14 protein-coding genes are annotated in these 14,970 nt (G+C 68.0%); 9 read left to right on the forward strand and 5 right to left on the reverse strand.

Translation table 11 applies throughout. The features are described 5' to 3' along the window. Positions 1–174: Lrp/AsnC family transcriptional regulator (locus AC6RA4_RS14690; protein WP_500161537.1), on the reverse strand; the 174-nt coding region annotated here is incomplete at its 3' end. Positions 175–321: 147 nt separating this feature from the next. Between AC6RA4_RS14690 and ilvC the strand changes: the two genes are divergently transcribed. Continuing rightward, a complete protein-coding gene (gene ilvC / locus AC6RA4_RS14695; protein WP_500161515.1) occupies positions 322–1,344 on the forward strand; it encodes a ketol-acid reductoisomerase in 1,023 nt (340 codons plus the stop codon). Between the two features lie 80 nt (positions 1,345–1,424). Here the strand turns inward: ilvC and AC6RA4_RS14700 are convergent, their stop codons facing one another. The 4 genes from AC6RA4_RS14700 to AC6RA4_RS14715 all read right to left on the reverse strand — a co-directional run bounded on the left by AC6RA4_RS14700 (position 1,425) and on the right by AC6RA4_RS14715 (position 4,704). After that, a complete protein-coding gene (locus tag AC6RA4_RS14700) occupies positions 1,425–1,619 on the reverse strand; it encodes a hypothetical protein (RefSeq protein WP_500161517.1) in 195 nt (64 codons plus the stop codon). A gap of 184 nt (positions 1,620–1,803) precedes the next feature. Next, complete coding sequence (locus AC6RA4_RS14705; RefSeq protein WP_500161518.1) at positions 1,804–2,529, reverse strand: LrgB family protein; 726 nt, start codon at positions 2,527–2,529, stop codon at positions 1,804–1,806. After that, positions 2,522–2,872 carry a CidA/LrgA family protein gene (locus tag AC6RA4_RS14710; RefSeq protein ID WP_500161519.1) on the reverse strand — a complete coding sequence of 117 codons (351 nt, stop codon included), beginning with the start codon at positions 2,870–2,872 and terminating at the stop codon, positions 2,522–2,524. The genes AC6RA4_RS14705 and AC6RA4_RS14710 overlap by 8 nt, the downstream gene beginning before the upstream one ends. Before the next feature lie 86 nt (positions 2,873–2,958). Then, positions 2,959–4,704 carry a trypsin-like peptidase domain-containing protein gene (locus tag AC6RA4_RS14715; protein WP_500161521.1) on the reverse strand — a complete coding sequence of 582 codons (1,746 nt, stop codon included), beginning with the start codon at positions 4,702–4,704 and terminating at the stop codon, positions 2,959–2,961. Between the two features lie 175 nt (positions 4,705–4,879). Here AC6RA4_RS14715 and AC6RA4_RS14720 point away from each other — a divergent pair, with 175 nt between their 5' ends. The 8 genes from AC6RA4_RS14720 to AC6RA4_RS14755 form a co-directional block, all read left to right on the forward strand. Continuing rightward, positions 4,880–5,809 carry a glycine--tRNA ligase subunit alpha gene (locus AC6RA4_RS14720; RefSeq protein WP_500161523.1) on the forward strand — a complete coding sequence of 310 codons (930 nt, stop codon included), beginning with the start codon at positions 4,880–4,882 and terminating at the stop codon, positions 5,807–5,809. Between the two features lie 47 nt (positions 5,810–5,856). Then, positions 5,857–6,372, forward strand: a complete 516-nt coding sequence (locus tag AC6RA4_RS14725; RefSeq protein ID WP_500161525.1) for a DUF6446 family protein — start codon at positions 5,857–5,859, stop codon at positions 6,370–6,372. A 213-nt stretch (positions 6,373–6,585) separates the two neighbouring features. Continuing rightward, positions 6,586–7,443, forward strand: coding sequence for a DUF1206 domain-containing protein (locus AC6RA4_RS14730; protein WP_500161527.1), 858 nt, complete (start codon positions 6,586–6,588; stop codon positions 7,441–7,443). A 97-nt stretch (positions 7,444–7,540) separates the two neighbouring features. Further along, complete coding sequence (gene glyS / locus AC6RA4_RS14735) at positions 7,541–9,766, forward strand: glycine--tRNA ligase subunit beta (RefSeq protein ID WP_500161529.1); 2,226 nt, start codon at positions 7,541–7,543, stop codon at positions 9,764–9,766. A 156-nt stretch (positions 9,767–9,922) separates the two neighbouring features. Continuing rightward, positions 9,923–12,508 carry a putative PEP-binding protein gene (locus tag AC6RA4_RS14740; protein WP_500161530.1) on the forward strand — a complete coding sequence of 862 codons (2,586 nt, stop codon included), beginning with the start codon at positions 9,923–9,925 and terminating at the stop codon, positions 12,506–12,508. A 171-nt stretch (positions 12,509–12,679) separates the two neighbouring features. Further along, positions 12,680–13,309: a cell wall hydrolase gene (locus AC6RA4_RS14745; protein ID WP_500161532.1), complete on the forward strand. Its 630-nt coding sequence runs from the start codon at positions 12,680–12,682 to the stop codon at positions 13,307–13,309. 175 nt (positions 13,310–13,484) lie between these two features. Continuing rightward, positions 13,485–14,396: a dihydroneopterin aldolase gene (locus tag AC6RA4_RS14750; RefSeq protein ID WP_500161533.1), complete on the forward strand. Its 912-nt coding sequence runs from the start codon at positions 13,485–13,487 to the stop codon at positions 14,394–14,396. Between the two features lie 56 nt (positions 14,397–14,452). Further along, on the forward strand, positions 14,453–14,970 hold a 518-nt coding region (locus tag AC6RA4_RS14755; RefSeq protein ID WP_500161535.1), incomplete at its 3' end, for a dihydropteroate synthase.

Raw genomic sequence — 14,970 nt, forward strand, 5'->3', positions numbered from 1 at the left:
CAACTCGTCGACCACGCCGCGCACCCCGCGCAGCACGCCGCCCTCGCGCATCGCCGCCAGCCGCCGCGCCAGCGTCGAGGGCGTGACGCCGGCGCGCTCGGCGAGCTCGGCCGAGGCGATCTCGGGCGCGGCCTGGTACTGGCGCAGGATGCGCCGGTCGGTATCGTCGAGCATGAATTCACCGCCAAATCTCAAAAGCGAGAATGATCTTTCACCATTGCGCGGAAAATTCAAGAACTACGCAAGCACCATCGCCCGCAGCCCGCTAGATTGCCCGCCACAACGAGATCAAAAACAAGATCACCTAGGAAGGACGAGACCATGCGCGTTTATTACGACCGCGATTGCGACATCAACCTGATCAAGGACATGAAAGTGGCGATCCTCGGCTATGGCAGCCAGGGCCACGCGCACGCGCTGAACCTGCGCGACAGCGGCGCCAAGAACGTCGTCGTCGCCCTGCGCGAAGGCTCCCCCTCGGCCAAGAAGGCCGAAGGCGAAGGCCTGCAGGTCATGGGCATCGCCGAAGCGGCGGCCTGGTGCGACCTGATCATGTTCACCATGCCCGATGAGCTTCAGGCCGAGACCTACAAGAAGTACGTGCATGACAACCTCAAGGACGGCGCGGCGATCGCCTTCGCCCACGGCCTGAACGTGCATTTCGGCCTGATCGAAGCCAAGCCCGGCGTCGACGTCATCATGATGGCACCGAAGGGCCCCGGCCACACCGTGCGCGGCGAATACGTCAAGGGCGGCGGCGTGCCCTGCCTCGTGGCCGTCAACCAGGACGCCACCGGCAAGGCGCTCGAGATCGGCCTGTCCTACTGCTCCGCCATCGGCGGCGGCCGCTCGGGCATCATCGAGACCAACTTCCGTGAAGAGTGCGAGACCGACCTCTTCGGCGAGCAGGCCGTGCTCTGCGGCGGCCTCGTCGAACTGATCCGCTGCGGCTTCGAGACCCTGGTGGAAGCCGGCTACGCCCCCGAGATGGCCTATTTCGAGTGCCTTCACGAAGTGAAGCTGATCGTCGATCTGATCTATGAAGGCGGCATCGCCAACATGGATTACTCGATCTCCAACACCGCCGAGTACGGCCAGTACGTCACCGGCCCGCGCATCCTGCCCTACGAGCAGACCAAGGCGGCGATGAAGGCGGTTCTGACCGACATCCAGCAGGGCAAGTTCGTGCGCGACTTCATGCTCGAGAACGCCGTCGGCCAGCCGACCCTGAAGGCCTCGCGCCGCGCCAATGACGAGCACCAGATCGAGCAGGTCGGTGAAAAGCTGCGCGACATGATGCCGTGGATCTCCGCCGGCAAGATGGTCGACAAGGCGAAGAACTGATCGCCCTTTGATCCATCCGGCCCTTGGGCCGGATCAGGCCCGCGCCCTCACCGGCGCGGGCTTTTGCGTTGCAGAGGCGCTCAGAGCGCCTCACCCTTCTTGAGCCGGATCGCGGCGTCGATTTGCGGCGCGGTGGTGCACCACTCATCGCCCTTGGCAAGCCAGACCGCGTCGCGGGTCTCGGCGGCTACGGTGATGCGCGCGTCGCTGACGTCGACGATCTCCTGCGGCAGGATCGAGAGGAAGAGAAAGAGAGCTTCGGCGGTCAGACACATGGGGAGAGTCCTTGCAGTCGTCTGGCGTTGGTCCTCCCAGCCCCACCCTAGCGCAAACGGGGCGCCAATCGGAGCGCTTATGCTGCAATGCAGCATTTCAATCCGCCTCACACGCCCCGCTGCGGCCGAAGTGCCGAAAAAAGAGGCACATCCCGCCGGGCAGCCTCTGCGCCACGTGGCTCCGTCAGAACAGCAGCCCCCAGAGGATCGGCAGCAAAAGCGCCGTGGCGAGCGCGTTGAGCCCCATGGCAAGCCCCGCAAAGGCCCCCGCCGTCTCGTTGACCTGCAGGGCGCGGGCGGTGCCGATGCCGTGACTCGCGGTGCCGATGGCGAGGCCGCGGGCGCTCCAGCCGGTCACGCCAAAGAGGGTGAGCACCCAGGGCCCCGCCATGGCGCCGAGGATCCCGGTCACGATCACCAGCACCGCGGTCAGCGACGGCACGCCGCCGAGCTCCTCGGCAATGGCCATTGCGACCGGCGCGGTCACCGACTTGGGCGCGATCGAGGCCAGCACCTCGCCGCCGCCGCCCGCCAGCCACGCCACGCCCACCGCGGTCAGGATCGCGGTCAGCGAGCCGCAGAGCAGGCTCACGGTGATTGCCAGCGCCGAGCGCCGCACCAAGGCCCACTGCCGGTAGAGCGGCACGGCGAGCGAAACGGTGGCGGGCCCGAGCAGGAAATGCACGAACTGCGCGCCCTCGAAATAGGTGGCGTAATCGGTCCCGGTGGCGACCAGCACCGCCACCACCACGATCACTGCCCCCAGTACCGGGTTCAGCAACGGGTTGCGCCCGCCCTTCTCAAAGAGCCACGAGGCGCCCTGGAAGGCGACCAGCGTCAGGGTCAGGTGAAACAGCGGCGAGGCGCTGAGATAGACCCAAGTCTCGGCGAGGTTCTCGAGATTATCCATCGTCGCGCGCCCCGCGTCCGAGCCAGCTCATCAGGAGGCCGGTGATCGCGATGGTGGCGATGGTGCTTACCAGCAGGCCCAGACCCAGCGGCAGCGCCGCCTCGGCCAGCAGGTGGAAATGCAGCATGACCCCTGCGCCCGCGGGCACAAAGAGCAGCGACATGGCCCGCTGCAGCCCGCCCGCCGCCTGCCCCAGCCCCTCGGGCACCGAGCGGCGCAGCGCGAGGTAGAGGAACAGCAACACCATGCCGACGACAGGCCCCGGTACCGGCATGGCCAGCGTGCCGACCAGCAGCTCGCCGGCGAGCTGGCAGGTGAAGATCAGGGTGAGATAGCCAAGCATTTGCGCCTCCGGGGAAAACCTTCCCCGAAGGATAACCGCGCGAGGGCGGGCCGGATCAAGCGGTTATGCGTTGGCAGTCGCCGGGATCACTCCCAGCAGCTCACCTTGACGGTCATCGCGCCGGCAGCGGCGGTCAGGTCCTCGGGCGCCATCGCGCCCTCGCCCTGCGTTCCGGTGCTGCGCAGCCCGGCCCCGGTCAGGAAGGCCTGAAGCGCCGAGGCGTCGGCGGCAAAGGCGACGTCTTCGGGCAGCGACTGGCCGTTCTGGGCTTTGGGCAGCAGCATGCCCAGCACCGCGCCGCCCGCATCCACCACCGGACCGCCCGCATCGCCGGGCTGGGCCGCCAGCGCGAGGCGCTGAAGCTCTTCCTCTCCGCCGAGCCCGCGCAGATCCTCGAGCGCGCCGAAGGTCAGGGTCGGTGCGCTGAGAACGCCGCCGAACGGGTAGCCGGCGACGGCGACCTCGGAGTTGATCCGGGGCGTGTCCTGCCGGAACATCGCCACCGAGCGCGGCGCCAGCGCCGTGTCGGGCCGCAGAGCCGCGACGCCGAGGCCGGCGTCGCGCGCCACCACCGTGGCCTCGTAGACGTCGTCGAGCGTGATGCGCCCGCAGGACGCCACCGCGTCCGCCGAGGTCACCACGGCGCCGCCGGCATCGACGAAGAAGCCGGAGACCGTCGCCGTGGGCTTGCGGATCTCGAGCCCGGAGACCAGATCGACCGACTGGCCGGCATCGCTCACCTCTGCGGGGTCGAGCACCGCGTCGGTGGTCGAGAAGCTGCTTTGCATCAGGCCGAGCACCCGCTCGCGGCGCTCTTCGTCGCCGGCGGGCCAGATCAGGGTGAAGCCCTTGATATGGCCGTCGCGCAGGCGCACCTCGGTGTGGCTGACGATGCGGCTGTTGGAACCGGTCAGGGTAAAGCCGTCGCGGTTGCGCTCGCGCAGGCCCTCGAGCGGCACGATCTCGAGCGTCTGCATGATCTCGTAGAGACCGCCCATGCTCTGACGGTCGCCGGGCTGGCTGATCAGCAGCACGCGGGCCTGCAGCTCGCCGCTCGGCTCGTAAAGCGCGAAGGGTGCCTCGTAGCGCTCGAATGCCACGGCGCCGGTCGGCATGTCGATGCTGATGCCGGCGCGCTCGTCGCGCACCAGCTGCATGTCGAGCCCGTCGAGCACGGCGTTGTACTGCCCCATCAGGTCGGCGCGCTGCGCGGTGGTCAGGATACCGGTGACCTCGTAGCCGTTCTGCGACTGCCACGCCGCCATGGCGTTGCGGGTGCCGCGGCCGAAGGCGCCGTCGATGCCGGCGTCGTAGACCCCGGCCCAGCGCAGGGCGATCTGCAGCTGCTCGCGCTGCGCGCGGTTGAGCAGCGCCTCGCTGGCGCGGGCCTCGCGCGGGGTCTCGTCGATCACCGGCTCGGGCGCCGGCTCCGGCTCGGCCTGCACAACCGGGGTCTCGGCGGGCTGCTCCTCTGCCTGCGGGTCTGGCTGCGGCACCGGCTGCACCGGCTGCTGCGTCGCAAGCCCTGCCCCCACCGGCCAGAACTGATCGCGATACTCGGAGGTCGCGGCGAGATAGCTGTCGCGCGGGATCAGGCCGTTGGCGCGGAGGTTGCGCAGAAGCTGGCCGGCGTCGTCGGGGCTGTAGGGGCCAAGCGCGATGCCGTACCAGCCGCCACCCAGCGAGAAGCCGTTGACGTTGTCGAGACGGCTTGCGTAGCCGCGCAGCGCCGCTTCGGCCTGGGTCAGGCTCGGCTGCGCCTCGATCTGGATAAACACACGCTCCTGCGCGATGGCTGCCTGCGCGACCAGCACAGTTGCCGCGCCCGCCATCAGAATTGACCTCAACATCCCTGTATCTGTCCCTTGCGTCGGAAATCTTTTTTGCTCTGACGATGTGTTTACCAGACCGGGTCGGGCCGTCACCTCAAAATATGGTCAGCCCCGCAATTGACCCTTGCGCCTGTGACGCATAATCAGACGCAAGCTTGCAGACAGGGCAGATGCGATGACCGACACCAGCACCAAACCGCGGAGTTTCCAGGAGATCATCCTGCGACTGCAGACCTATTGGGCGGCCAAGGGTTGCGCCGTGCTGCAGCCCTACGACATGGAAGTCGGTGCCGGCACCTTCCACCCGGCCACCACCCTGCGCGCGCTTGGCTCCAAGCCCTGGGCCGCGGCCTATGTGCAGCCCTCGCGCCGCCCGACCGACGGGCGCTACGGCGAGAACCCGAACCGGCTGCAGCATTACTACCAGTTCCAGGTGCTGATCAAACCGTCGCCGCCGGACCTGCAGGATCTCTATCTCGGCTCGCTCGAGGCCATCGGCATCGACATGTCGATGCATGACGTGCGCTTCGTCGAGGACGACTGGGAAAGCCCGACGCTGGGCGCCTGGGGGCTTGGCTGGGAGGTCTGGTGCGACGGCATGGAAGTGTCGCAATTCACCTATTTTCAGCAGGTTGGCGGGCATGACTGCACGCCGGTCTCGGGCGAGCTGACCTACGGGCTCGAGCGCCTTGCGATGTACGTGCTCGGCATCGACCACGTCATGGAGATGCCGTTCAACGATCCGCAATCGCCGCAGCCGCTGCTTTATGGCGACGTGTTCCGCCAGACCGAGCAGGAATACTCGCGCTGGAACTTCGATGTCGCCGATACCGAGATCCTGCTTAAGCATTTCGAGGACGCCGAGGCCGAGTGCCAGCGCATCCTCGAGGCCGAGGCCGAGGATCCGAAGACCGGCAAGCGCATCGTCATGGCCCACCCGGCCTATGACCAGTGCATCAAGGCCAGCCACCTGTTCAACCTGCTCGACGCGCGCGGGGTGATCTCGGTCACCGAGCGGCAGGCCTATATCGGCCGGGTTCGGGCGCTGGCCAAGCGCTGCGCCGACGCCTTCGTGATGACCGAGGCCGGCGGCTACGCCGCCTGAGCCGTCAGGTTCGACATTCTGAGACAGACCCCGACCGGAGCGCAGACATGAGCGGCAAGATCCTCGGCATCGCCATCATCGTGACCGCCCTGCTCTTCGGCGCCGGGGTCTATTACTTCCAGGTCTTCCACTACTACGAGCGCGTCGAGGACGATGCCGGGCAGGTCTTCCTGACCCCGCTCGACGGCGGCGCGCCCGAACATATTGCCTACGGCGATTTCGAGGGCATCGACGCCACCAGCTCGCCGATCCGCTTCCGCGGCTGCTTCACCACGCCGGAGCGCCCGCAGGGGCTGGATGCGCGGTTCGAGCGCTACGCGGGCGCCGAGCCGCGCAACGCGCCGTTCTGGTTCGGCTGCTTCGACGCCGAGGCGATCGGGGAACTGGTCGAGACCGGCCAGGCGCATGTCTACACCGCTCAGCGCAACATCGAATACGGCATCGACCGGGTGGTTGCGGTGACCGAGGACGGGCGCGGCTACATCTGGGAAGAGATCAACGATTGCGGCGACAAGGCCTATGACGGCACGCCGCTCGGCGAGGATTGCCCCCCACGGGAGTGAGGTCGCGGGCCTCGTGTCGTGACACCGGCCCCTGATCTGCGCCGCGCCAGGTGATTCCGCGGGTTGGGGGGCGCTGCCCCCATCGCAGCAGAGCTGCGATTCCCCCGAGGTATTTTTGAACCAGAGAAGACAGGGGGTTGGGCGCGGGTGGCGAGGCCGCGCGGAACTTTTTGCAGGGCTCGGGCGCTGTCTTCCCAACCGAGGAGTTCAGCCATGTCAGACAAAGCGCCCGCCTGGGTCGTTCCCGTAATGCGCGCCGGTTATGCCGCGCGCGGTGCCGTTTATACCGTCGTCGGAGGGCTCGCGCTGCTGGCCGCCTGGCGCGGCGGACAAGCGGAGGGCACCACCGATGCGCTGGCCGAGCTGCGCGGGGTGCCCTGGGGCGTGGCGCTGCTCTGGGCCATTGCCATCGGGCTCATGGCCTACATGGTGTGGCGGCTGATCGATGCCTGGATGGATCTCGAATGCAACGGCACCGACGTCAAGGGCATGGTGGCCCGCGCCGGGCAGGCGATCACCGGGGTGATCCATGGCGTCATCGGCGTTTCCGTCGCGACCACCGCGATGCGCGGCGACAGCGGCGGAGACGGGGCGCAGACCGCGACGCAGAAGCTCATGGCGATGCCCTGGGGGCCGTGGCTGGTGATGGCCGTGGGGCTGGTGACCATCGGCGCCGGCATCTACTACGCCCACAAGGGGCTCAAGGAGAAGTACAAGCGCGACATCCGCGTGACGCCGCTTGCGCGCAAGCTCGACCCGGTGATGAAGTTCGGCCTCATCGCAGAAGGCATCGTGATCGGCATCATCGGCGCCTCGATCTTCTACGCGGGCCTGACCCACAATCCCGGCGAGGCCGGCGGTGTCGGCACCGCGCTCGACCAGATCCGCTCGGTGGCCTATGGCCGCGTGCTTCTGGGGGTGATCGCGGTGGGTCTGATCGGCTTTGCGGTGGAGAACTTCATCGAGGCCGCCTACCGCATCGTGCCGCGCCGCTCGGGCGACGACGTGATGACGCTGGCGCGCCGCGCCAAGCTCAAGGCCGAGGGCAAGCTGCAACAGGCCACCGCCTGACGGCTAACCGCTGGACCTCGGCCCCCGGGGCCGTTATCCACCGAAGCGAACAACAGCCCGCGCTGCTCCCGGCGCGGGCGGATGCTTTGGTGAGACAATGCCCGACCTTCTGATCGAACTCTTTTCCGAGGAAATCCCCGCCCGCATGCAGACGCGCGCCGCGGAGGATCTGAAGAAACTCGTCACCGACGGTCTGGTGGAGAACGGTCTGACCTATGCCGGCACCGCCGCCTTCTCGACGCCGCGCCGGCTGACGCTCACCGTGCAGGGGCTGCTCGACGCCTCCCCCGCCACCCGCGAAGAGCGCCGCGGCCCCAAGGTCGACGCGCCGGAGAAAGCCATCGCCGGCTTCCTGCGCGGCGCCGGCGTCAGCCGCGAGCAATGCGAGGAACGCGAGGACAAGAAGGGCACCTTCCTCTACGCGGTGATCGAGAAGCCGGGCCGCCCGGCCGCCGAGATCGTGGCCGAGGTGCTCGAGGCGACGATCCGCAATTTCCCCTGGCCCAAGGCGATGCGCTGGGGTGCTGGCACGCTGCGCTGGGTGCGCCCGCTGCATCGCATCACCTGCGTGCTGAGCTCGGAGGCGGGCGACGCCGTGGTGCCGCTGGAAATCGACGGCATTGTCGCGGGCCAGACCACCGAGGGGCACCGCTTCATGGGCGACGGCGCCTTCGAGGTGACCTCTTTTGCCGATTACGAGACCCGGCTCAAGCGCTCGAAGGTGATCCTTTCGGCGGAAGAACGCGCCGAAACCATCTGGCATGACGCGACAAATCGCGCTTTCGCCCAGAGCCTCGAAGTGGTCGAGGATCGCGGGCTTCTGGCCGAGGTGGCCGGGCTGGTCGAGTGGCCGGTGGTGCTGATGGGCAAGATCGACGACGCCTTCCTCGGGCTGCCGCCGGAAGTGCTGCAAACTTCGATGAAAGAGCACCAGAAGTTCTTTTCGGTCAAGAATCCGACCACCAAGCGCATCGAGGGCTTCGTGACGGTTGCAAATGTGGAAACGCCAGATGACGGCGCGACCATCCTCGCGGGCAACAACAAGGTGCTCTCGGCCCGTCTGTCGGATGCCAAGTTCTTCTGGGAGAACGATCTGCGCGTCGCCAAGACGGCCGGGCTCGAGGCCTGGACCGAGCGGCTCGGCAACGTCACCTTCCACAACAAGCTCGGCTCGCAGCGCGACCGCATCGAGCGCATTGCCGCGCTGGCGCGCGAGATCGCGCCGATGGTCGGCGCGGATGCCGCGCTGGCCGAGCAGGCCGCGCGCGTCGCCAAGGCCGATCTGAGCTCGGAGATGGTCTATGAATTCCCCGAGCTTCAGGGGCTTATGGGGCGTTATTACGCCGAGGCCGCGGGCCTGCCGGCGGAGGTCGCCGCCGCCTGCGAGGAGCATTACTCGCCGCTCGGGCCGTCCGATGCCGTGCCGACCGCGCCGGTCTCGGTGGCCGTCGCGCTGGCCGACAAGCTCGACACGCTGACCGGCTTCTGGGCCATCGACGAGAAGCCCACCGGCTCCAAGGATCCCTACGCCCTGCGCCGCGCCGCCCTTGGCGTGATCCGTCTGGTGCTGGTCAACGGTTTGCGCCTGCATCTCGACCGGCTCTTCGACGCGCAGATCCTGCGCCACAAGATCGACACCGGCGCGGACCGCGACCAGCAGGAGCTGCGCGACGCGCTGCTGCGCGAGATCGCCCAGCACGGCGTCTTCGGTTCCTCGGTCAAGGCGGTGATCGACCAGATCGAGGGCGACGCGGCAGAGTGGGTCGCGGACGTGACCAACCACAGCCCGGATCTCAGCGACGATCTGCTCGCCTTCTTCCACGACCGGCTCAAGGTGCACCTGCGTGACGAAGGCGTGCGCCACGACGTGATCGACGCGGTGCTGGCGATGCCCAACCGCGACGACCTCGCGCTGGTGGTCAACCGCGCCACGGCGCTTGGCGAGGTGCTGGGCACCGAGGACGGCGCAAATCTCGTGCAGGGGTTCAAACGCGCCAACAACATCCTCACCCAGGCCGAGGAGAAGGACGGGGTCGAGTACAGCTTCGGCGCCGATCCCAAGTTTGCCGAGGTCGACGAGGAGAAGGCGCTCTTCGCCGCGCTCGACGACGCCGATGCACGGATCAAGCCCGCGTTGGAAAAGGAAGATTTCGCCGCAGCGATGACCGCCATGGCGGGCCTGCGCGCGCCGATCGACGCCTTCTTCGAGGCGGTGCAGGTCAATGCCGAGAGCGAGGTGGTGCGCCGCAACCGCCTCAACCTGCTGTCGCGCATCCGCACGAGCTGCCTTCAGGTCGCCGACCTGAACCGGCTGGAGGGCTGACCCGGGCGTTGCCCGAAAGCCTTTCCGCACCAGAGACTTGCGGCGCGCGTGCCGAGATTTCTTGCACCCGCGCGCCGCAAGATGGCATCTTTGCAGCAGCCCCTTAACCTTAGGTACTCCTGAAAAGGTGATGGTGCGAACGCCCGTTTCCGGGCTATGCTGCACCGCGGAAAAACAGGATTTCACGTGCCCGACACGCTGCGACAGGATCAGGACCCACGGGTCACGCTCATCACCCCATCGGCGCCGATCGCGACGCCGACCCACGGGGGGCGTGCCAAGTGCCTGCAGCGGCTGGTGCGGCTCGATCTTCCGGTGCCCCGCACCGTCGCGCTGAGCTTCGACACCGTGCATCGCATCGCCGCCGGCGAGATGCCCGATATCCGCGGAATCCTTGCCGAATTCGCCCCCGGCGCCCTGCTTTGCGTGCGCCCCTCCTCGGAAGATCCAGACTGGGGCGGGCCGGGCTCGGTGCTCAATATCGGCATGAACGACGCCGCCTTTGTCGAGTTCTCCGATCGCATGGGTCCCGAGCTGGCCTCGGATCTCTACATGCGGTTCGTCACCGCCTACGCCATCCACGTGGCGCGACTCGACCCCGACGTGTTCGAAGAGATCGACAGCGCCGGCCAGGAAGGGCTGAGCGACGTGCTGCGCTGCTACGAGGAAGAGGCCGAAGAGCCCTTCCCGCAGGATCCCGCCGTGCAACTGGCCGAGGTGCTGCGCTCGATGGCGCGGGCCTGGGAAGGCACCACCGCGCGGCTGTTGCGGCAGGCCAAGGGCGCGCCGGTCGATGCCGGGCTCGGGCTCATCGTGCAGGAAATGGCGCTGGGGCTGGGCCTAGGCGAATGCGGCTCGGGCGTGCTTCAGCTGGTCAATTCCGAGACCGGGCAGCCGCAGATCACCGGCCGCTACATGAGCCAGAGCCAGGGCCGCGAGGCGCTGCATTGCGAGCAGAGCTCGCTCTATCTCGAACGCGACCCGCGCGGCGCCTCGCTCGAGGAGCAGGCCCCGGAGGCCTTCGAGACGCTCAAGGGCTATGCCGCGCTGGTGCGCCGCCGCCTGCGGGCCGAGATGCAGATCGAGTTCACTCTCGAGAACGGTTCGGTGCACATTCTCGACGGCATGCGCGTCAAGCGCAGCTCGCGCGCGGCGCTGCAGATCGCGGTGCGGCTGGCCAATGACGGCATCATCTCGCAGCAGGAGGCCCTGATGCGCGTCGAGCCGCGCGGCCTTTCCGAACTGCTGCACCGGCAGGTCGACCCCGAGGCCGAGCGCGACGTGATCGGCCGTGGCGTCGCCGCCTCGCCGGGCGCCGCCACCGGCAAGATCGTGTTCTCCTCCTCCGAGGCGCAGGCCAGCGCGGCGCGCGGCGAGCCTTGCATTCTTGTCCGGCGCGAAACCTCGCCCGAGGATGTGCGCGGCATGCACGCCGCGGCGGCGGTTCTGACCGAGCGTGGCGGCATGACCAGCCACGCCGCGGTGATCGGGCGTGGCCTCGGCCTGCCTTGCGTGGTGGGCGCGGCCCGCATGGGCTTCCGTCTCAACGACAAGACCCTGCTGGCCGAGGATGGCCGCCGCTTCCGCGAGGGCGACACGATCACCGTCGACGGCAGCTCGGGGCAGGTTCTGGCGGGCGCCCCCAAGATGATCGAGGCGGCGCTCGACGACGCCTTCCACATCTTCATGTCCTGGGCCGATGCCGAGCGCGACATCGGCATCCGCGCCAACGCCGACACCCCGGCCGACGCCACCACGGCGCGCAATTTCGCGGCGCAGGGCATCGGGCTTTGCCGCACCGAGCACATGTTCTTCGAGGCCGAGCGCATCACGCCGATGCGTGAGATGATCTTCGCCGACAGCCCCGACGACCGGAAGGCCGCCCTCGCCCGGCTTCTGCCGATGCAGCGCACCGATTTCATCGAGCTGTTCCGCATCATGGAGGGGATGCCGGTCTGCATTCGCCTCTTCGATCCGCCGCTGCACGAGTTCCTGCCTTCCGACCGCGCTGGCCTGCGCGATCTGGCCGAGGCGCTCGACCTGCCGGTCTCGGACGTGACCCGCCGGGTGGAAAGCATGGGCGAGTACAACCCGATGCTGGGGATGCGCGGCGTGCGGCTCGGCATCGCGGTGCCCGAGATCTACGACATGCAGGCCCGCGCCATCTTTGAAGCGACGCTCGAGGCGTCGAAGGAAGGCGCGCCGGTGGTGCCCGAGATCATGCTGCCGCTGGTCTCCGCCTGCCGCGAGGTCGAGCTGGTGCGCAACCGCATCGACGCGGTGGCCGCGGCGGTGCGCATCGAGCGCGGGCGCGACTTCGACTATTCGCTCGGCGTCATGGTCGAGACCCCGCGCGCCTGCCTGCGCGCCGACGAGATCGCGCAGCACGCGCATTTCCTCAGCTTCGGCACCAACGACCTCACGCAGATGACCTACGGTCTCTCGCGCGACGATGCCGGGCGCTTCATGTCGCATTACGTGCAGCAGGGCGTCTTCCCCGAGGATCCGTTCCACCGGCTCGATGCCGAGGGCGTGGGCGAGCTGATCCGCATCGGCGTCGACCGCGGCCGGCAGGGCAATGGCGGGGTGATGCTGTCGGTCTGCGGCGAGCATGGTGGCAACCCCGAATCGATTGCCTTCTGCCGGAACGCGGGCATCGATTACGTGAGCTGCTCGCCGTTTCGCGTCCCGGTTGCACGTCTTGCAGCAGCTCAACTCGCGATACAAGACAAGATCGGGTAGGCGCGCAACAGTCGCGCCACAACATATGTCAAGTTAACAATGTATTTGGGCCGGAATCCGCCCATATCGGTCACTTACGCTAGACCGCTTGGAACAATTTTACTAATTACGCCGCGATTTTGAGCGATTTTGGGGAAATCGCCACCTGGGACGCGACGTAAAGAGGGACAGATGATCAAGGCTATGTTTACCGCGCTGGCGCTGCTGGCGGCGGCCACTCCGCTTGCTGCCGAGGTGAAGCAGGACAATATCCGCCGTCTGGTGAAGCTCGAGCAGCGCGGCCTCAATACCGCCACCAAAGCACATCTCAATGCGCTCGTCTCGCCCGAAGCGCCGACTGGCGGGTTTTCTTACGATCGCGCGTGGCTCGAGAGCCAGCCCGAGGCCAGCGGCGGCGCCCAGTGGCAGTGCCTGGCCGAGGCGCTCTACTTCGAGGCCCGCGGCGAGACGGTGAAGGGACAGTTTGCCGTCGCCGAGGTTATTCTCAACCGCGTAGACAGCGCAAAGTTCCCGGATTCGGTCTGCGGCGTGATCAAGCAGGGCACCGGACGCAAATACGCCTGCCAGTTCACCTATACCTGCGACGGCAACCCCGAGCACATCAACGAGCCCCGCGCCTGGGAGCGCGTCGGCAAGGTGGCCAAGATCATGCTCTCGGGCGCTCCGCGCGCCCTGACCGGCGGCGCCACCTATTATCACACCAACGCGGTGAACCCGTCCTGGTCGCGCAAGTTCAACCAGACCGCGTCGATCGGCGTGCACCAGTTCTACCGTCCGGACTACCGCATCAGCAGCAACTGACGCAGGCGCGGCCGAAAGCGCCGTTTTCCGGCCCTCGCGCCGGGCCATTCGCTGCGATAGGGTACCGGGCATCCCGCCCGGTCCTCCCCACGGCAGGAGGCGCCCGCGCCTGCTGCCATCTCTCGCAAGAGATCTGCCGCGGCGGCCCCCTGAAGACCACATGCGAGGGCCCCTCATGGCCGACGAAATCCGCCTTGCCTTTGCGCACCCGTCCGAGCGCGCCATCGCCACCGAGGGCGAGGCGCCGCGCGACCGCATCTCGCTGCGCGAGCATGTGCGCGAGGTCGAGATCGGCGCCTTCCAGGCCGAGCGCGGCCACACCCAGCGCATCCGCTTCGACGTGGTGGTCGAGGTCACCCCCTCGGGCGGTCATCTCGATGACGATGTCGACCGTATCCTGAGCTACGACCGGGTCACCGAGGCGATCACCACCGAGCTCGAGGCCGAGCGGCTCAACCTGCTGGAAACCCTGGCCGAGCGCATCGCCGAGCGCATTCTGCTCGAGCCGCAGGCCATGCGCGCCTTCGTGCGCATCGAAAAGCTCGACCGCGGCCCCGGCGCGCTCGGGGTCGAGATCGTCCGCACCCGTCGTGATTTCGGCAGCCATCTCAACGAGGTGGCGCAGCCGCGCCCGCACCCGCGCATCGTCTACCTGTCGAACGCCGCGATTGCCTCTGATCAGCTCACCGGCTGGATCGACGGTTTCGCCGCCGAGCCCGCGCCGCTGATCCTCTGCGTGGGTCTGCCCGATCTTGCCCGTCCGCAGGCTGGCCATCCCTTGGCGCAGCGCCGCGTCGATCTGCTCGCCATCGAGCAGAACGGCTGGGTGCTGGCCGCGCGCGATCCGCGCTGCAAGGTGGTCGCCACCCGCACCGAGCTCGACTGGGCGATGAAGAACGGCCAGATCTGTGTCTGGGCGCCCTCCAAGATCGTGCTCGACGCCACCCAAGGCCCGGCCACCCGGCCGCGCGACAGCGTGGCGCTCGCCGGCTGGTTCGCCAGCCACATGGAGGCCTCCGAGCTGGTGGTGATCGGCGAATCCCTGCCCGAGGACGTCACCGTCCCGGCGCGCGCTGTCACAGTCTGAAACAGGCGGCGACGCGTCCGCTTGCCATTCGCCCCGCGCGGCGTCAAAACCCGGTCATGCGAGAATATTACCGCCCCCTCGTCCGCACCGACGCCCCCCGCCCCGATGATGCCCTGCCGCTGGCCGGCGGCCCGCGCTGGTTCTCCCATGTCGCCCGGCACCGTCGCGATGGCAGCGTCACGCGGCTACCCGCCTCCGAGATCCCCGAGGCGGCGCTGGCGCGCCTGACCGCGCCGCGCGCGCCGCTCTTGGGGCTCGACATGCGCCAGCCGCAGATCATGGCGATCCTCAACGTCACGCCCGACAGCTTCTCCGATGGCGGGCTCGACGGCTCCAGCACCGAGGCCGCGCTGCGCGGCCGCCGTCTGATGACCGATGGCGCCGACCTTCTCGATATCGGCGGCGAAAGCACCCGCCCCGGTGCCGAGGAAGTGCCCGTGGGCGAGGAGATCTCGCGCACCGAGCCGGTGATCCGGGCGCTCGCAGGCGTGCCGATCTCGATCGACACCCGCAAGATGGCAGTGGCCACGGCGGCGCTCCGAGCCGGTGCCGCGCTGGTCGGCGAGGTCTCCGG

It is taken from the genome of Salipiger sp., assembly GCF_059781815.1.